Origin of the sequence: Mucilaginibacter metallidurans (assembly GCF_003286435.2) — a bacterium.
Lineage (GTDB): Bacteria > Bacteroidota > Bacteroidia > Sphingobacteriales > Sphingobacteriaceae > Mucilaginibacter > Mucilaginibacter gossypii.
Genome location: NZ_CP043449.1, coordinates 3,234,335 through 3,252,927, shown reverse-complemented (window position 1 = coordinate 3,252,927; position 18,593 = coordinate 3,234,335). Strand labels below are relative to the sequence as shown.

Annotated in this window: 21 protein-coding genes; 19 read left to right on the top strand and 2 right to left on the bottom strand. The window is 43.7% G+C overall.

Annotation, left to right across the window (positions count from 1 at the left end):
* The first annotated feature begins 28 nt into the window (after nucleotides 1-28).
* From DIU38_RS13830 to uxuA, 14 genes are all read left to right on the top strand, one after another.
* Entirely contained in the window at nucleotides 29-811 is a 783-nt protein-coding gene (locus tag DIU38_RS13830) for an NIPSNAP family protein (protein ID WP_112657980.1), read from the top strand.
* Between the two features lie 304 nt (nucleotides 812-1,115).
* On the top strand, nucleotides 1,116-2,363 hold the full coding sequence (locus tag DIU38_RS13825; RefSeq protein WP_112657982.1) for an efflux RND transporter periplasmic adaptor subunit: 1,248 nt from the start codon (nucleotides 1,116-1,118) through the stop codon (nucleotides 2,361-2,363).
* A 257-nt stretch (nucleotides 2,364-2,620) separates the two neighbouring features.
* Nucleotides 2,621-4,078, top strand: coding sequence for a TolC family protein (locus tag DIU38_RS13820; RefSeq protein ID WP_112657984.1), 1,458 nt, complete (start codon nucleotides 2,621-2,623; stop codon nucleotides 4,076-4,078).
* A 97-nt stretch (nucleotides 4,079-4,175) separates the two neighbouring features.
* Nucleotides 4,176-4,841: an ABC transporter ATP-binding protein gene (locus DIU38_RS13815; RefSeq protein WP_112657986.1), complete on the top strand. Its 666-nt coding sequence runs from the start codon at nucleotides 4,176-4,178 to the stop codon at nucleotides 4,839-4,841.
* Nucleotides 4,842-4,866: 25 nt separating this feature from the next.
* Entirely contained in the window at nucleotides 4,867-6,090 is a 1,224-nt protein-coding gene (locus DIU38_RS13810; protein WP_112657988.1) for an ABC transporter permease, read from the top strand.
* Nucleotides 6,091-6,118: 28 nt separating this feature from the next.
* The gene (locus tag DIU38_RS33035; protein ID WP_167516172.1) at nucleotides 6,119-6,268 is read left to right on the top strand and encodes a hypothetical protein; all 150 of its coding nucleotides are present in this window, start codon (nucleotides 6,119-6,121) and stop codon (nucleotides 6,266-6,268) included.
* Between the two features lie 52 nt (nucleotides 6,269-6,320).
* Complete coding sequence (locus DIU38_RS13805) at nucleotides 6,321-6,686, top strand: ABC transporter permease (RefSeq protein WP_167516171.1); 366 nt, start codon at nucleotides 6,321-6,323, stop codon at nucleotides 6,684-6,686.
* A gap of 46 nt (nucleotides 6,687-6,732) precedes the next feature.
* The gene (locus DIU38_RS13800; protein WP_149354097.1) at nucleotides 6,733-7,299 is read left to right on the top strand and encodes an ABC transporter permease; all 567 of its coding nucleotides are present in this window, start codon (nucleotides 6,733-6,735) and stop codon (nucleotides 7,297-7,299) included.
* A gap of 21 nt (nucleotides 7,300-7,320) precedes the next feature.
* The gene (locus DIU38_RS13795; protein ID WP_208809240.1) at nucleotides 7,321-8,538 is read left to right on the top strand and encodes a sigma-54-dependent transcriptional regulator; all 1,218 of its coding nucleotides are present in this window, start codon (nucleotides 7,321-7,323) and stop codon (nucleotides 8,536-8,538) included.
* Nucleotides 8,539-8,561: 23 nt separating this feature from the next.
* A complete protein-coding gene (locus DIU38_RS34890; protein ID WP_407716482.1) occupies nucleotides 8,562-8,795 on the top strand; it encodes a hypothetical protein in 234 nt (77 codons plus the stop codon).
* Nucleotides 8,732-9,973, top strand: a complete 1,242-nt coding sequence (locus tag DIU38_RS13790) for a sensor histidine kinase (protein ID WP_208809238.1) — start codon at nucleotides 8,732-8,734, stop codon at nucleotides 9,971-9,973. Before DIU38_RS34890 ends, DIU38_RS13790 begins: the two co-directional genes overlap by 64 nt.
* A 279-nt stretch (nucleotides 9,974-10,252) precedes the next feature.
* Entirely contained in the window at nucleotides 10,253-11,281 is a 1,029-nt protein-coding gene (locus tag DIU38_RS13785; protein WP_149354096.1) for a twin-arginine translocation signal domain-containing protein, read from the top strand.
* Between the two features lie 23 nt (nucleotides 11,282-11,304).
* Nucleotides 11,305-11,922, top strand: a complete 618-nt coding sequence (locus tag DIU38_RS13780; RefSeq protein WP_149354095.1) for an alpha-amylase family protein — start codon at nucleotides 11,305-11,307, stop codon at nucleotides 11,920-11,922.
* Nucleotides 11,923-12,793: 871 nt separating this feature from the next.
* Nucleotides 12,794-13,948 (top strand): mannonate dehydratase, encoded by a 1,155-nt coding sequence (uxuA, locus tag DIU38_RS13775; RefSeq protein ID WP_317132444.1) that lies wholly within the window; start codon nucleotides 12,794-12,796, stop codon nucleotides 13,946-13,948.
* 121 nt (nucleotides 13,949-14,069) lie between these two features.
* Here the strand turns inward: uxuA and DIU38_RS13770 are convergent, their stop codons facing one another.
* Nucleotides 14,070-14,432, bottom strand: a complete 363-nt coding sequence (locus DIU38_RS13770) for a nuclear transport factor 2 family protein (RefSeq protein ID WP_112655351.1) — start codon at nucleotides 14,430-14,432, stop codon at nucleotides 14,070-14,072.
* A gap of 183 nt (nucleotides 14,433-14,615) precedes the next feature.
* Between DIU38_RS13770 and DIU38_RS13765 the strand changes: the two genes are divergently transcribed.
* Together DIU38_RS13765 and DIU38_RS13760 are read left to right on the top strand one after the other, a co-directional pair.
* Nucleotides 14,616-15,164: an RNA polymerase sigma factor gene (locus DIU38_RS13765; protein WP_208057811.1), complete on the top strand. Its 549-nt coding sequence runs from the start codon at nucleotides 14,616-14,618 to the stop codon at nucleotides 15,162-15,164.
* Between the two features lie 11 nt (nucleotides 15,165-15,175).
* Nucleotides 15,176-15,991 (top strand): zf-HC2 domain-containing protein, encoded by an 816-nt coding sequence (locus DIU38_RS13760; protein WP_112655349.1) that lies wholly within the window; start codon nucleotides 15,176-15,178, stop codon nucleotides 15,989-15,991.
* A 150-nt stretch (nucleotides 15,992-16,141) separates the two neighbouring features.
* Here the strand turns inward: DIU38_RS13760 and DIU38_RS33540 are convergent, their stop codons facing one another.
* The gene (locus DIU38_RS33540; protein ID WP_208809237.1) at nucleotides 16,142-16,363 is read right to left on the bottom strand and encodes a hypothetical protein; all 222 of its coding nucleotides are present in this window, start codon (nucleotides 16,361-16,363) and stop codon (nucleotides 16,142-16,144) included.
* Between the two features lie 36 nt (nucleotides 16,364-16,399).
* Between DIU38_RS33540 and DIU38_RS33535 the strand changes: the two genes are divergently transcribed.
* The 3 genes from DIU38_RS33535 to DIU38_RS13745 all read left to right on the top strand — a co-directional run bounded on the left by DIU38_RS33535 (nucleotide 16,400) and on the right by DIU38_RS13745 (nucleotide 18,577).
* Entirely contained in the window at nucleotides 16,400-16,864 is a 465-nt protein-coding gene (locus tag DIU38_RS33535; RefSeq protein ID WP_208809236.1) for a DUF4097 family beta strand repeat-containing protein, read from the top strand.
* Nucleotides 16,865-16,876: 12 nt separating this feature from the next.
* A complete protein-coding gene (locus DIU38_RS13750) occupies nucleotides 16,877-17,701 on the top strand; it encodes a DUF4097 family beta strand repeat-containing protein (protein ID WP_112655345.1) in 825 nt (274 codons plus the stop codon).
* 465 nt (nucleotides 17,702-18,166) lie between these two features.
* Complete coding sequence (locus DIU38_RS13745; RefSeq protein ID WP_090524634.1) at nucleotides 18,167-18,577, top strand: RNA recognition motif domain-containing protein; 411 nt, start codon at nucleotides 18,167-18,169, stop codon at nucleotides 18,575-18,577.
* Nucleotides 18,578-18,593 lie beyond the last annotated feature (16 nt).

Genomic DNA, 18,593 nt, shown 5'->3' with positions numbered 1-18,593 from the left:
ATATTTACTTCGAAAATATAACGCAGTTATGAAACCTTTTGTAAAATCATCTATCGCTTTTTTTACCTGTTTATTTATCGCTGCAGTGGCATTGGCAAATGCACCGGCACGTAATTATTATCAGCTTAAAATATACCATTACAAAACCCAGGCGCAGGAAAATACCATTGAAAAGTATTTAGAACAGGCCTATATACCTGCGCTGCACCGGGCCGGCATTAAGAATGTCGGTGTGTTTAAGCCTGTAAGCCAGGCAGATACCGCGAAGCTGTTATATGTATTTACACCCTTTCAATCATGGGACAAGTTAATGGGTATCGATCAAAAGTTACAGGCCGATGCCGCATATCTTGCGGATGGAAAGGATTACATTGACGCCGCTTATAATGATCAGCCTTATACCCGTTTTGAAACAATTATACTACAGGCGTTTCCGGGCATGCCTTCAACAGCGGTGCCTAATTTGACCGCTAAAAAAGCCGATAGGGTTTATGAATTGCGTAGTTATGAAAGTCCTACCGAAAAATACAATGTCAATAAGGTAACCATGTTTAATGTGGGCGATGAAATAGGCCTGTTTAAACGGCTTGGTTTTAATGCCGTTTTTTATTCGGAGGTTATTGCGGGCAGTCATATGCCTAATTTAATGTACATGACCACTTTTAACAGCAAAGAAGACAGGGACAAGCATTGGGACACTTTTGGTAAAGATGCTTACTGGAAAACGCTTTCGGCTAAAGCCGAGTACCAGCATAACGTTTCCCATGCTGATATTATCTTTCTGCGCCCGGCAGATTACTCTGATTTTTAGGTTATCGCCAGGTTCAACTTATGGACTTGCACCAGAGGTGTAAAAGGTTTGCAGCATCTAAATGAATTGCATTTTTCGTCCCCTCAGGGTCTCTCGCAGAGGACCCTGAGGGGGCATGAACAACAACTCAACGATATAAAAATAAATCAGCGAAATCAACGCGATCAAAAAAGAATCAACGGTCGGTATTGAATATTTTGTCCGATATCGATCACTTTTTTAAAATTAAAAATATATAACTTATTGGTAATTAATGTTTTAATATTGGTATAGCTCTTGCAAAACCTTATCCAAATTTATCACAATGGATAAGGAAATTACACTTGAAGTTACAGCTGCCAAACGCAAAAAAAGCGCGGTTGTCATCATTATCAGCATAGCTGTTTTGGTGCTTGCCGTAATGCTTTTGCGCGGATATATTAAATCAACCATTACCAGGGCCGAAATTACAACCGCCAAAGTTGAAATCGGCAATATCGAAAATACCATAAACGCCACTGGCGAGGTTTTGCCTGAGTTTGAAGAAATTATCACCAGCCCGATAAATGCATCTATCAAAAGTGCGCTGATGGATGCCGGTAATAAGGTTAAAGCCGGCCAATCGATATTAACGCTGGATAAATCGGCTACCCAAACCGATTTTGAAAAACAAAAGTTTCAGCTCGAAACCAAACGCACCGAGATCAGCAAACTCAAGCTCGATTTGAACAAAAGCTTCTACGACATCCAATCCAACAACGATATTAAGCAACTCCACATCAGTAACCTTGCCGATGCCGTTGAAAATGCTAAACGCCTGTATAAAGCAGGTGGCGGCACCCGCGAAAATATCGAACAGGCCGAGCTTAACCTCAAAGTTGCACAGCTTGAAAAAAAGCAACTGGAAAACGAAATCAAAAGCAAGCAGCAAACCATGCAGCTGGAGATTAAAGAAGCCGAAATAGCGGCAAATATCCAGCAAAACGATTTGAAAGAATTACAACGTAAACTTGACCTGGCCAATGTGGTGGCAACACGGGCAGGAGTGATCACCTATGTAAACAGAAATATTGGCGCCAACATTCACGAAGGTGAAACCCTGGCACGGATTGCCGATCTGGGCAGTTTCAGGATCCAGGGCAGTATTTCTGATAACTCTGCCGATCAGCTGCATAGCGGCTTGCCGGTTATTGTGCGGATCAATGATGATCAGCTAAGGGGACATGTAAGCAACGTATCCCCATCGGTACAAAACAGCATCATTTCGTTTGATGTGCAGCTGGATGACCGGGCCAGCAAATTGCTCCGGCCCAACATGAAAGTCGACGTTTTTTTGGTGACGGCTACACATAATAAAATTATGCGCGTGGCTAATGGCCCGGCATTTAAAGGCCCTTCTGTTCAGGATATTTTTGTGCTGAACAATGGTAAAGCCGAACGCCGCACGGTACATATCGGTCTCACCAATTTTGATTATGTGGAGATACAGAGCGGCGTAAAGCCTGATGATGTGATAATCACATCGGATATGAGCGAATATAAAAACTCGAAGGAAGTGACGGTGAAAAATTAGAAAAACAGGAGCTTATGACACAACGGTGTTATCACGGCAGGCCCCTGGAAGAAACAAAAAAGCGAGGGCTGTGCGATTCGTGGACAAACAATTCGTTTAAATGGCGGATAAACCCCTCCCTGCCACTACGCATGCCTACACACCCCTCCCAAGGGAGGGAATTAAAAAATTTCCCAAACCGTTGTTGGTGACAACACCAACAACGGTTTGGGTAGCCATAACAGATTAAAAACGGTTAAAAAATAGAATCGGGCATCATGAAATTTTTATACATAATACTATTATTAATCATAAGTTCGGCGGCGTTGGCTCACAGTGGCACCGATACCCTGCGGCTAACCCTGCAGCAGGTAGTTGATTTGGCCAAAGCCAATTCAATAGCCGCCAAGCAGGCCGCTACTGTACGCGAAACCAAGTACTGGGAATACCGCACCTATAAATCAAACTACCAGCCGCAGCTGGCATTAAGCGGTACTTTACCGGGCTATACCAAAACATTTTCGCAGGTGCAGCAGCCCGATGGCACTATACTTTTCCAGCCTATTCATAATGACAACTCGTCGTTACAACTTAATTTTAGCCAAAGTATTACAGCTACCGGCGGTACTATTTATGGCACCACACAATTGCAGCGGTTTGATGATTTTGACAGGCATAATGTATTGTATAACGGTATCCCTTACGGTATAAATTATTCACAGCCGCTGTTTCAGTTCAACAGCCTTAAATGGGATAAAAAAATTGAACCTTTAAAGTTTAACGAAAGCAAGCAGGTTTACATTGAAGCCCAGGAAAAGATAGCGGTTGACGTGGAAGGGTACTTTTTCGACCTGCTGCTGGCCCAGGTAAACCTCAAGATTGCCGAAACCAACTTAACTAATACCCAGGGAATCTTAAAGGTAGCCAACCTCAAGTACGAGTTAGGAAAGGTATCTAAAAACGAGATCCTGCAACTACAGCTGGAAAAGATCAACGCGCAGAAAGCCGTTGGTACAGCCAGGCGCGATATGGAGATTGCTACACTGAACCTGCGCAGTTTTACGGGGCAGGAGGGGAGTGAGCGGATAGTGCTGGTAGTACCGAAAAATATTAGCCAGATGACCGTATCATCAGATAAAGTGCTGGCCGAAGCTTATGCTAACCGCTCGGATGCCATCGCTTTTTCACGCCGTATTGCAGAAGCAAAACGGGATGTGGCTAAAGCCAAAGGGCAAAATGGTTTAACCGCCACGCTTACTGCCAGCCTGGGCTTTTCAAATACAGCTACCAATATTCCTGATGTATACAAGAACCCTCAAAACCAGCAATTGCTGCAGGTACAGCTTTCTATACCGATACTGGATTGGGGCAGATCCAAATCCCGTGCTAAAACGGCTTTAGCCAACCAGCAGTTTACCGAGTATGCTGTTGAGCAGGATAAACAAACTTTTAAACAGCAGATAGTAACCCAGGTATCGCTTTTTAATGTAATGAAAGAGCAACTGGTTTATACCGCGCAGGCCGATAGCATAGCAGCCGAAAAATACCAGATAGCACGTGAACGCTATGTTTTAGGCGACCTGAGCATTACCGATCTTGGCATAGCCTTCCGCGAAAACGACCAGGCCCAGCGTGATTATGTAGCCGCCCTCCGTGATTTTTGGGGAGCTTACTACCAGTTGCGTTACCTTTCGCTCTACGACTTTGAAACAAACAAAAAAATCACCTATAACTAATTCAATAATTTATTTAACAGAAATCTAAACACACATAAACAATAAAAATCACTAAATCACTAAATCACTAATTCATTAAATCAATAATTAATCACTCATGATACGTTTACAAAACATTGAAAAGGTGTACCGCACCGATACCGTAGAAACCCTGGCTCTGAACAGCGTAAGCCTTGATATTGCCAAAGGCGAATTTTTATCCATCATGGGCCCCTCGGGCTGCGGTAAAAGCACCCTGCTTAATATTATGGGCCTGCTTGACGCGCCCTCAAAAGGACAGATCAGGATTGACGATCAAAAAACAGAAGGCATGAATGATAAACAACTGGCAGCTTTCCGGAATAAAAAGCTGGGTTTCATTTTTCAAAGCTATCATCTTATTAACGACCTGCAGGTGCTTGACAATGTAGAGCTGCCGTTGCTTTACCGGGATACTACCGCCAAACAACGCCGTGAACTGGCTGCCGAAGCACTGGAAAAGGTAGGGCTTGCTAACCGTTTAAAACATTTTCCTACACAACTGTCTGGTGGTCAGCGTCAGCGTGTGGCCATAGCGAGGGCCATTGTGGGCAGGCCAGAAATTATTTTGGCCGATGAGCCAACCGGTAACCTGGATAGCGCCATGGGCAATGAGATCATGGAGATCCTCCTTAACCTTAACCGTAACGATGGCACTACCATAGTAATGGTAACACATGATGAAAATATGGCACACAAAACCCACCGTTTGGTGCGCCTGTTTGATGGCGCCCAGGTTCAGTAATTAACCGGTTTTAACATTAGAAGTTATGCTTAAAAATTATTTTAAAATAGCCATAGCGGTACTTAAGCGCCGCAAGTTTTTTACATTCATCAGCTTGTTCGGGATTAGTTTTACGCTTACCATCCTGATAGTTTTAACAGCTTTTATTGATAAGGTAATTGGTGATAACTACCCGGATAAAAAGCGTGACAGGTCATTGTATATTACCCGGATCCAGGAGTCGGGGGATAATAATATGATGTCGAGTACCTTATCTTATTATTTTTTAAGCCATTATACGGGTATGATGAAAACCCCTGTAAAGGTTGCCATATCATCTATGTTTAAGGGCACCAATACCTATGTCAACAACAAAAAGATAGCTGTAAACTTCAAATACACCAATGCCGATTACTGGGATGTGCTGGATTATGATTTTACTGAAGGTAAACCGTTTAACAAGCAGCAGGTAAGCAATGCAGATCGTATTGCTGTTATATCTGAAGATATGCGGAGACAATATTTTGGTGACGTTGCCAATGTAGTAGGGAAGTATATTGAGGCTGATAACGTAAATTACAGGGTGATTGGCGTTGTGAAAAACGTACCGGTGACTAATTATATGCTTTACAGCGATATCTATCTGCCTTATACAGTATCAAAAGAAGATTATAAAAGCAAAGGTTATCTGGGCGGTTATCTGGGCATTCTGCTTGCCAACTCGCCAGGGGATGTCCCCAAAATGAAGGCCGAATATGAGAATATTATAAAACGGGTGCCTGTTGAACGAAAGGAATTTAAACACCTTTACAGCCATGCCAACACTTTTTTCAGGAGTTATGTTGATACCGGAAACGAAGAACATTCTGGCGTATTCATAGTAGTTACGGCCATAAGCATATTTGTATTCATTTTTACCTTGCTGCCAACACTTAACCTGGTTAACATCAATATCACCCGTATTATGGAACGTTCGTCAGAAATTGGCGTACGGAAGGCTTTTGGTGCCTCGTCAAAAACATTGGTTTACCAGTTTATTGTCGAAAACCTGATACTTACTTTATTGGGTGGTTTAATTGGGATTGTTTTATCGCTGATTGCGCTTTCTGCCATCAATAACGCCAACCTCATAGCCAATCTTGAGTTAAGCATCAACTTTACAGTTTTATTTATTGGATTGCTGGTTTGCCTTGTGTTTGGCCTGTTATCTGGCGTTTATCCGGCCTGGCGCATGTCAAAACTGAACGTGGTTACGGCATTAAAAGCTTAATGGTCATTTACTTTTAAATCAAAATATTATGTTCAAGCATTTATTTAAACTCATCTGGAATAAAAAGAAGCAGAACTTTCTGCTCATTACCGAGATGCTGGTATCCTTCCTGGTATTGTTTGCGGTATTTACACTTATGATGTATTACTATAACAATTACAAAAAGCCATGGTTTTGATTACCAGGATGTATGGGTTATTAATTATAACAATTCATACCAAACCAAAAATGTGGATTCACTTAATCTTTATTACGAAACGCTTCGCAAAACAATAAAATCATTACCCAATATAAAAGAAATCACTTTTGTTAGTGGCAATATTCCGTTTTCATCACGAACAAACGAAAGCGGGTTGACTTTCAGGGGTAAGCACGTTCAACATCTTAATAATTTTACTGTTGAAGATTACTATCAAAAAGTAATGAATGTTACTTTATTAGAAGGGCGCTGGTTTGATAAGGAAGATGTGGTTGGCAAAAACAAAAGTATCATTATTGATGCTGCTTTAAAGGAAGCTACGTTTGGTAAAGAACCTGCTGTTGGGAAACTTTTAGGCAACGATGATGATAAAAACAAGTTTAAGGTAGTCGGGTAATTCAAACTATTAAAAAGAATGGAGATTATTTAAACCCAGGGCCGGTATGTATTTCAGAACGGATACAGGCTCATTCCGCTGGCTCGATAAGATCCTGGTAAAGGTTGATCATGGTGCCGATGCTGCCTTTGAAGGTAAACTGTACAAAACAATGGCCAACTATATGAAAAATGCCAATATCGAAATTGAACACCTTGCCAGTAAACGAACCGATGCTAACTACTTTGCTTTGGTGCCTATGATCATATTGGCTATCGTGAGCACATTCCTGGTGATTAACGTGGCGCTGGGCCTGTTTGGCGTATTGTGGTATAATATTAATAAGCGCAGGGGAGAGATAGGTTTACGCCGGGCCATTGGTGCTACAGGTGGCGCGGTATCAGCCCAATTAGTGTCCGAATCTATGATCCTGGCAACGCTGGCCCTTATTATCGGGACCTTTTTCGCGGCCCAGTTTCCATTGCTAAACGTTTTTGATTTGCCTGCAATTGTTTATATCGAAGGGATATTAATATCTGTTTTGTTTGTTTACCTGCTGGTGCTCATTTGTTCGCTTTACCCCGGCAAACAGGCCGCGGCTATTTACCCGGCTGTTGCATTACACGAAGAATAATTACGATATTAACCGCCTGTTATGATATTGGTTATTGATGATGATATTGCCGTACGCACCTCGCTGATCCTGCTGCTAAAAAGCGAGGGGTATGATGCTGCAGGTACCGATGAGCCTGCCGAAGCCCTTAAGATCATTAAGAAAAAGGCCCCTGAACTGGTCATTTTAGATCTTAATTTTTCGATAGATACATCAGGGCAGGAGGGAATGGAACTGCTTGCAAAGATCAAAGCTTTTAACAGCGCTATCCCCGTGATCCTTATCACCGGCTGGGGGAGCATTGAATTGGCAGTTAAAGGTATGAAACTGGGCGCCAATGATTTCATCAATAAGCCTTGGAATAACGAGTACCTTATTCAATCAGTTAAAACCCTGCTCGATCTGCAGGATAAAAAGACCGAACACCATACCCGTAAGCAACTGGATAAAACCTACAACTTTGAAAATATTGTAGGCGAAGATCCCCGGATGCTCGATATCCTGGAAACCATTGGCCGGGTAGCCTCAACCGATGCATCGGTGCTGATCATGGGCGAAAGCGGTACAGGTAAAGAGCTGATAGCCGAAGCCATTCATCAAAACAGTCTCCGCCGTAATAAGCCATTCATCAAGGTGAACCTTGGGGGGATTTCTACCTCTTTGTTTGAAAGCGAAATGTTCGGCCATATCCGCGGAGCGTTTACTGATGCCCGGTTTGACAGGGTAGGCCGCTTTGAAATGGCAAATAAAGGCACCATTTTTTTAGATGAAATAGGCGACCTGGATGCCGGCAGCCAGGTAAAGCTGCTCCGTGTATTGCAGGACCGCACCTATGAGGTATTGGGCAGCAGCCGTACAAAAACGGTTGATACCCGTGTTGTATGCGCCACAAATAAAAACCTTAACGAGATGGTGGCCCGGGGTACTTTTCGCGAGGATTTGCTGTACCGAATCAACCTGATTACTGTTTACCTGCCGGCCCTGCGCGAGCGGCCAAAGGATATCCCATTGCTGGTTAGCTTTTTTATTAATAACTTGAAGCAGATCTATAACCGGCCCAATTTGTCGGTAGCGCCATCTGCTATGAAGTGGTTACAGCAGTTGCCTTTACCGGGCAATATAAGGCAGTTGAAAAACCTGGTGGAGCGCTCCATTTTGGTGAGCCGGCGGGATGAGTTGAGTATTGATGATTTTCGGTCGCAATTGGAATTATCACCAGTTAAAAAAGGAAATATCCAGTTGCCGGGGTGGGTACTTTAACTTTAGAAGAGGTTGAAGTAGAAATGATAAAAAGGGCTTTAGATCATCATAAAAACAAGATAAGCAAGGCTGCTGCCGCTTTGGGCTCACGCGCAGCGCCCTGTACCGGCGGCTCGAAAAATACCAGATCCCGTACGATGAAGCTGAGGACTAAATACATTTTATTCGTAGTGATCCTGCACCTGCTAACCTGGTGCTTACTTATTTTATTTTCAACGATAACAAGATCTATTTTATCATATCGGAGGTGGTTGTGATCATCTCTTCGGTAATTGCCGTGCAGCTTTACCGGCAGCTCATTCAGCCACTAAAAACGCTGATGCAGGGCGTTGAGGCTATTAAAGATAAAGATTTTAATGTGAAATTCCTTTCAACCGGCAAGCACGAGGTTGACGCGCTGATTGATGTTTATAACCAAATGATGGACGAGCTAAGAACCGAACGGACACGACAGGAGCAACAGCATTTCTTTTTAGAAAAGCTCATCCACACTTCGCCAACAGGTATCATCATCCTTGATTTTGATGACCGTGTGCAGCAAATAAACCCTAAAGCTTTGCAGGTTTTGGGTATTGATGAAAAAGCCGTGGTTGGTGAATTGATTGGTGAACTCAATCACCCCATTTTCAAACATATCAAAGCCCTTAAATCGGGCCAAACGGAGGTAGTTAAGCTGGACGGTATCAACTCATTCAAACTCCAAAAATCGCATTTTATCGACCGGGGATTTTCGCGCCATTTTATTATGCTGGAGGATTTGACAGCCGAGATCCTGGCAGCAGAAAAGAAAGTTTATGGCAAAGTGATCAGGATGATGGCGCATGAGGTGAACAATACCATAGGCCCGGTAAATTCCATCATGCAATCGGCCATGAAAACCGATCAGCTTTGGGCCGGTCATGATTTCGACCCAATAAAAGATGCCCTGCAGGTTGCAATGGACAGGAACCAGAACCTTAACCTGTTTATGCGCAATTTTGCCGATTTAGTGAAACTGCCGCCGGCCAACAAACAGCCTGTAGTATTGCAAAAGCTCTTAGCATCGGTAGTAAAGCTGATGAATATCCGTGCCAAAGAAAAAAATGTGGCGTTAGTCCTTCATTTACCCGAAGAACCGGTTAATATCATGGCTGATGAACAACAACTGGAGCAGGCATTCATTAACATTGTAAAAAACGCTATTGAGGCTATTGATGACCAGGGATCGGTAACCTTTACCATCAACCTCAAAGAAAAAAAGCTCGTTATTACCGATACAGGCAAAGGCATCACAGCCGAGCAAAATGCCAACCTGTTTACCCCATTCTTCAGCACCAAAAAAGACGGACAGGGGATAGGCCTAACCCTGGTACGCGAGATCATGCTGAACCACGGCTTTGAGTTTTCGTTGAAAACGGTGGCTGATCAGCAGACGGAGTTTGTGATTTATTTTTAACAACGATTTAAATACCTTTTAGAGATTCCCCTCTTGAGAGGGGCGCGAAGGGAAAGAGCGGTCGCAGGGGTGTGTTTCTGCGATTGGCTTATCAGAGCAGAAACACACCCCTCCGCCCCTCTCAAGAGGGGAATCGCGCAATCCCTTGCTTTAGATTACAGTGCTGTACCCACGTCAATAAAAATAATAATTGTATTAGTTTTTGCTTAATCCTTTTAGTAACGTTGTAAACCAATTTAAATGTTACCTTAACAGATAATCACTGCAATTACATCTACTATGCAAAGACGGCATTTTATAAAAATTTCTGCAGCCACGGGCGCTGCAATGCTTTTTAGCAAGCTTACTTATTCGGCCCTAAACGGAGCCGCGATGATGAACGCCCCTGATGAGGTTTGGGCTCAATCCGGTACCGATTGGGTTAAGCTTACTGCGTCAAACGGATCTCACTACGCTAATAAAGAAATAAGCGTAAGCTTGAAAACTAATGGCAATGCACTTGGCGTATTCGTTTCATCTCCAAAACAGGAATTAAACGCGATAAGATTAAAGTGGAAACATAACACTGCTGCATCAGCCAAGTTCCTGGGCGATCATTGGGAACGTTCATACGGCGACCTGCAATGGAAAACTATAGCTGCCGGCATTAAAAATCCATGGTATATAATTATTCATGATGATAAGCAAACGGCTTGCTTCGGGGTAAAAACCGGTGCTAATAGCATTTGCTGGTGGGGCGTAAATAATGACAGCGTTGAACTTACCCTGGATACAACTTCGGGTGGTGTGGGGGTGCTGCTGGGCGACAGGCAATTGCATGCAGCGGATGTTATAACCACCAATGCTAAAACAGGAGAGAATACTTTTACTGCAACCCATCGCTTTTGTAAAATGATGTGCGAAAAGCCGCGCATTCCAAAGCAACCGGTATACGGGATTAACGACTGGTATTTTGCTTACGGAAACAACTCGGCCGAACTGATCAAAAAAACCACCGCTATGATGGCCGAACTGGTTACCGATCATAGTAATAAACCTTTTTCGGTAATTGATGCCGGTTGGGCAACTTATTCGCCGTTATTACCCGGTGATGGTGGCTGGAACGATGACTTTTCAAAGCCAAACGATAAGTTTAAGGATATGCATGCGCTGGGGGATGAGATAAAAAAATTAGGTATGCGCCCCGGCCTGTGGATGCGTCCGCTTTGTGCTAAGCATGATGAGAAAGCCAGCCTGCTTGCGCCAAAGATCCCCGGCCGGGATGACCCGAAAAATCCGGTACTCGATCCAACCATCCCGAAAATATAGCCCGTATTAAACATAATTTTGATGTGTACAAGCAATGGGGATACGAAATGGTAAAGCATGATTTTACCACTTATGACATAGCAGGCCGCTGGGGTTTTGATATGAAGGACAGCTTTACTTCGCCGGGCTGGCATTTTAACGACAGGACAAAAACCAACGCCGAGATCATCCTGCACCTGTACGGCTCCATCCGTGAAGCCGCGGGTGATGGCATTTATGTGATTGGTTGTAATACGATGAGCCACTTGTCGGCCGGGGTATTTGAACTTTGCCGTATCGGCGATGATACCAGCGGTCATGAATGGGCGCGTACCCGTAAAATGGGCGTTAACACGCTCGCTTTCCGCCTGCCGCAGCACAATGCCTTTTATGCGGTAGATGGCGATTGCGTAGGCCTTACTAAAGATATTGAATGGAAAAGGAACAAGCAGTGGCTGCAATTATTAGCCGAAAGTGGCGCGCCGCTGTTCATCTCCGGTCAGCCCGAAGCCATGGGCGAAGAGCAAAAGAAAGCAGTAAAAACGGCTTTCGCACAGGCCGCTAAAGTACAGCCGCTTGGCCAGCCATTGGATTGGATGGAAACAATAACGCCCACCAAATGGAAACTGAACGGTAGGGTGGTTGATTTTGATTGGGCGTAAACCAAGAGAGGGGCTTGTCACCCTGAGTAGGGGTTTATTTGTTTACAAATGATCGCATTGCAGATGACATTTTTTTTCGTCTGATAATCAGCATGTTGCAAACTTGTCAATGGCAGCCAGTCGAAGGGTCGCGCGCAAAGGCCTTGCCCACCATGCTTCGATTGGCTCAACATGGGCCGTTGAAAAAAGCACTTTTCCGTCAGCAGGTAAGCTTCGGGTGAAAGCGGGCAGAACAATGGTGGCCTTGAGCGCAGGAAGGGGCATAGCAAGTTTTTGCAGAAGCATTGGGAAAGCGCGAGCGTAGCGGGGCAAAATAATTGCAGCCCGTGGTTCTGCCCGTTTTGCAGGGCAAAGGCCGGCGCGAAGGGCTGTGGAGTGGGTGAGCGCAAAGAAGCCTCCCTGCTGACTTGATTTTTTGGGTACTTTTGTATCAAGACAAAAGTACCTGGCCCCGCGCGGCCAAGAGCGCGACTATGTAAGTTCTGTACCACTAATGCCTGTTATCTGACCATAAGGATAGCGCTTCATAATGACATGATTGAATGCTATATTGCTTGAGAACCCGGGTAGCACTCAAATTATTTGAATTAACTGTTAGTCGATTAAAAAAATATAACGATTATTGGCGCGTGATAATTGCAGCTTGATTTGTGTTTACTGACATGGCTGTGTCAGTGTTCAATTTTTAAAAATCAGGTGTTCAATAAAATAAGTTGTTAAATGTTATTTTATTGATTATTAGTATTTTAGTTATTTTGTTGTAATATTTGAACACTTAAGTGCTTGATTATCAATATTGGTTTTTTTTGAAGTGTTCAACCTTTCTAAAATTGAACACCCTGTTTTTGAATATTAAATCTACGATATAAAAATGAGTGATACCAATACAAGCAATGCCTTCAGCATGATCAACACCATGCGCTGGTATGGCCCTAATGATCCTGTAAGTTTGGCCGATATTAGGCAGGCGGGGTGTACAGGCGTAGTAAGCGCCCTGCACCAGGTACCCAACGGCAAGGTATGGACAGTTGAGGCCATTAACGAGCGCAAAGCGATCATCGAAGCTGCCGGGCTTACCTGGGATGTAGTTGAAAGCGTACCCGTACATGAAGCCATCAAAACCCAAACCGGCGACTACCTGCAATATATTGAAAACTATAAGCAAAGCCTGCAAAATTTGGCGGCTTGCGGGATCCATATCGTTACCTATAACTTTATGCCCGTGTTGGATTGGACCCGTACCGATCTCGCTTTTACAGTTGAAGACGGCTCAAAAGCGCTCCGCTTTGAAAAAGCCGCTTTTATTGCCTTCGATGTATTTATGCTGAAAAGGGAAGGGGCCGAACAGGAGTATACCGCCGACGAACTTGCCCGCGCCAAAGCCCGTTTTGATGGCATGAGCGATGATGACAAGCAAGTGCTGCAGCGTAATATCATAGCCGGTTTACCAGGCAGTGAAGAAAGTTTTACGCTGGATAAATTCAGGGATGCCCTTGCTGCTTATGACGGCATTGATGCGGAAAGGCTGAGGCAAAACCTGATCTTTTTCCTGCAGCAGGTTATCCCGGTTGCTGACGCCAATAACATCAAAATGGTTATCCACCCGGACGATCCGCCATATGCAATTTTAGGCCTTCCAAGGGTGGTTAGCACTGCCGAACATATTAACGCACTTATTGAAGCTGTGCCTTCCTTAAACAATGGTTTATGCTTTTGCACAGGATCATACGGAGTGAGGCCCGATAATGACCTGCCCGCCATGGTTAAGCAATTTGGCGACAGGATCAATTTCATTCACTTGCGCAGTACCCGCCGCAACGAGTTTGGCGATTTTTATGAGGATAACCACCTGGAAGGTGATGTTGACATGTATGCTGTAGTAAAAGAGCTTGTACAGGTAATGAAGCAGCGCAAACTAAGTATCCCTATGCGCCCCGATCATGGTCACCAGATGCTTGACGACCTTAAAAAGAAAACTAATCCGGTTATTCGGCCATTGGCAGGCTTCGCGGTCTTGCCGAATTAAGAGGGCTTGAGCTGGGTATTATCCGCTCAATGGAATAGTGATCTTTATTGCTCCGAAGATAAAAACAAAAGGCCTTTGCGGAGAGCGAAGGCCTTTGTCATTTATTATTGGTTAGGTGCGCTCAGCCCATGTTATAAAAAAACTGCTCGGCTATAATTTTTCCGTCTTTCACTTCATAAACCGCAATTTCATTCATTGGCATACGGCCGCCTTCTTTATAGGTAACATCCATATCCATGGTTACCGCGAAAAAATTACCGGTAACAATCGGGTCAGATACCTCGCCGCTGTGAATCTCCTGTACCGAGGCATACCAATATTCTGTTTTGCCTTTCACTGCCTCTTTACCTTCGGTAAGCTCCATCGGCGAACCTTTTGGCTCGCGGCTCACAGTATTATCTGCATAAAGCTCATCAATAGCCTGAGTATGTTTGCCTTCGCGGCAATACTGAACTAATTTTTCTGCTACTTCGGTGGTGGTCATGATCTTATGGTTTTAATTGTTTATATAAAGTTAGTTAATAACACTTCAAACCAATTGCCTGTTTGGTTTAAATTTCTGTTAAGTTTGATCTGCAATTGCATCTTCCGAAAAAAAAATTAAAATTTTCTGTAACCATTTTACGCCGCCGAAGTACTTAAGGTATATTACATAATTACAAACTGATTGAACACGCTTACAGACAATGCCATTATGCTTAAGGTGAAAGCCGGTGACCTTGACAGGATGGGTATGCTCTTTGAACGCTACAATCGGCAGTTGTATGGCTTTCTGTTCCACATGACCTACCAGCGTGAGCTAAGTGAGGACATGGTACAGCAGGTTTTTTACAAAATGCTCAAATACCGGCACACCTTTACCGGCACCGGCGAATATATCCACTGGATGTACTCTATCGCCCGCAATGTGTTAAAAGATCACTGGCGCAAAAACAAACAGCAGGTACAACACGAGGGCGTGGAGGCGGCTGAAACCATGGCAGGGGGCTTGGTGCCGGATGAACAATTTGAAAAAAAGCAAGCTAAGGCCGAGCTTCACCGGGCCATGGAAAAATTGAGCGAAAGCCAGCGCGAGATTTTGGCCCTGAGCCGTTTCCAGGAATTAAAATGCCAGGAGATAGCCGAAATATTGGGCATGACCGAAGGCACAGTAAAAGTGCGCATCCACCGGGCTATGCAGGAGCTTAAAAGTATTTATGTAAAAATGGAACGATAAAACAGTATAAGATGAAATGTGAGCTATATGAGGAACTGTTTACCGGTTGGATAAACAAAGAGTTAAGTCCTGAAGAAAGTGGGGCTTTAGAGCGCCATATTGCAGGCTGCGCCAATTGCCGTGAAGAGCTGCGGGGACTTCAGCAAATGTGGGATACAATGGGCCATATCGAAACGCCCGAACCATCGGCCAATATGAGCGTGAAGTTTTATGCCATGCTGGATACCTACAAGGAATCTGTAAAAGAGCAAAGGAGTTTGTGGGCTGGTATTAAACACCAGGTAAGCCGGATCTGGGAGCGGCAGCCACGCTGGCCAATGGCCTATAACCTGGCAATGGTTGTGATTTTAGTGGGTGCAGGGTACCTGTTTTTCGGTAAAAGTAAAAGTGATAATCAGGATAAACAACTGAAAGCCCTAAGCTCGCAGGTGCATGAGCTTAAACAAACCATGATGCTGGCCCTGCTTGAAAATCCATCAGCCTCCGAGCGGATCAGGGGGGTAAGCTATACCAGTGAGATTAAACATGCAGATAAGCAGGTGATAGACGCCCTACTGGCTACGCTGAACAAAGATCCAAATGTAAATGTACGCCTGAGCACGCTTGATGCGCTGACACACCTTACCGGTTACCCGGAAGTAAGGGAAGGCCTCATCAAATCAATAGTTGAGCAGGATTCGCCGTTGATGCAACTGGCCATTGCCGATGTCATGCTGAAACTGCAGGAAAAACGATCAGTAAAATCATTTAAAGAACTGCTGAAACAAAAAGACCTTGATAATGGCGTTCGCGACAAAATCAAACAAACAATAACTCAACTTATTTAAATAAACCAAATCATGAAAAGATCATTAATACCTGTTGTAGCAGGTCTGGGCTTTGCGTTGCCCAAATTTCGGCCCGTGCCCAGGATTATAAAGAGCATATCAGTAAGCAATTCACTTTGCAGGGAGCGGCTTCGGCACTACGCTGGCCATTTACAATATTTGGGGCTCTATAACCGTGCAGGGATATTCAGGCAACCAGGTATCAATTGAGGTAGATGAAACCATCCGGGCAAAAGCGCCGGTGATGTAGAAACCGGTAAAAAAGAAGTTAAACTGGGATTTGATCAAAAGGCTGATAGTATTATCGCTTACACGGCCGAACCCTACGATACCCGCCCACGCCGCAACTGGAACCGAGAGGATCGTCATCATATAGACTATACGGTAAAATTAGAGTATACTGTTAAAGTGCCCTATGGTATAAACCTGTGCGTATCAACCGTAAACGATGGTAACATTGACGTTAAAGATGTATATGGGGCATTAAAAGTAAACAATGTAAACGGCGGCATAACCATTGCCAATGCCAAAGGTACAACCAGCGCACATACCATTAACGGGCCGCTTAATGTAACTTACCTCTCGGTGCCACCCGATGCTTCAAGCTATTATACACTTAATGGTAAGCTTGAAGTAACTTACCCGGCTAACCTGGCAGCTGATCTTGAATTTAAAAGTATGAACGGACAGTTTTATACCGATTTTCCGGATGCAGAGCTTTTGCCTACAAGAGTAAGTAAAACTGAATCAAAAAGCGGCAGCAGCACTACTTACAAGCTTAGTAAAAATAATGGCGTACGTATAGGGGCAGGCGGAAAGCTATTTAAGTTTGAAACACTTAACGGCAATATTTATATCAAAAAACAACAATAAAAAAACAACAACATGAAAACGATAAGATTTACAGGTATATTACTATTAACTGCGCTGTTAAGCACGAGGCTTTGGGCGCAGGATGGGGAAAAAGGGCAGTTAGTTGTGCCGTTAAGTGATCCGGGAAAGCCATATAAACTGGAAGTAGGATTGATTAATGGTTCAATAACCATAACAGGTTATGAGGGTAAGGATATTATTATTGATGCCCAGGGCGAAGAAAGAAAACACCGTGAAAAGGAACCGGCACCGGGCGGAATGAGGCGTTTATCGGCCGGGAGCAACCTGGATGTACAAGCCCAGGAAAACAATAACCAGGTAAACGTTCATGGCAGCCCTAATAAAACTACTAATTTGACTATTAAAGTACCCATGAATAGTACCAGCGTTAAATTGTCCACTGTAAATAATGGTAACATCAATGCCAGCAATCTGAGCGGCGACCTGGAAATACGGAATGTTAATGGCTATATCAAACTAAATAATATATCAGGATCTGTTGTGGCCAATACGGTTAATGGCAATGTTGAGGTTAGCTTTAAAAGCATTGATGCAAAAGCGGCCATGGCATTTTCAACGCTCAACGGCAAGGTTGATGTTACGTTCCCGGCAAGCCTTAAAGCCAATGTAAAGTTAAAATCAGATCAGGGTGATATATTTACCGATTTTGATGTGGTTACCGAGCAGCGCAAACCGGTTGTTACCAAAAATACCGGTGAAAAAGGAATGTACAGCTTGAAAATGGAGGATTGGGTTTACGGGAAGATAGCCGGTGGCGGTCCCGAATTATTGATGAAAACCACCTTTGGTAGTCTTTATATCCGCAAGGCAAAATAATTAAGCGGTGTTTAATAAGTTTTAACCAGGCATTACATTATTGGGGAACTATGGGTAATTTTATCAGCAATTTTCACCAGTTAACTAATAGTGGGAGGTGTTAACAGCAACGGTAAAAGAAAAAATCAAGCCGTGAATTCTCAAGCGATACCCATATTATATCAATCTTTTGAATAGTATCGATCCACAGTGATAATGCTCGTGTATATATATGCAGCTTAAGTAGCTAAATAAAGGGCAAGGAATTGATTATGAGTTGAGATAATAATTAAGACGCTCAAGAGGTTTGAATGGATATAATCCAAAGCGATTTACTACACAATTAGTGTGAAAAAACGTTCCGGGATAAGATCCGGAACGCTTTTTTTGTAAATAAGCCTTTAACAGATGGTTAAGCAATAGGCTAAACCATTTTTGTGCACTATATTTGCTGACTGGTTACCTATTGCAATTACTTGGTAGAGTATGATTAAGCTTTTTATCGTGGGTTTTCCGCGGGACATGGAAGAAATTGAACTTGTTGAACTGTTCAGTGCTTATGGCACGGTAAGTACCGTGAGGATAATTACCGATAAAGACAGCGGCATTAGTAAAGGTTATGGTTTTTTAGAAATGACTGATGAGGCAGGCGCTCAACGAGCAATTGACGCTATGAATGGTGCTACTATCGATGAGCGTGAGATAAGCGTGAGGATAGCAGAACAAAAGCACCAGCCGCAACAAAAGCAGCAATTTTCAAAACCTAAGCCGGGTTTTAACAAAGTAAAGCCACAAGGTTACAACAAGCCCCGCTTTCCGCGCGAAAATAACCGCTATGAGCAGCAGGACGCTGCGGCCCCGGTAAGAGCAAAACGCCCGCGCAGGCAACAGCCATAAGCTTTTTTGAAAAGCT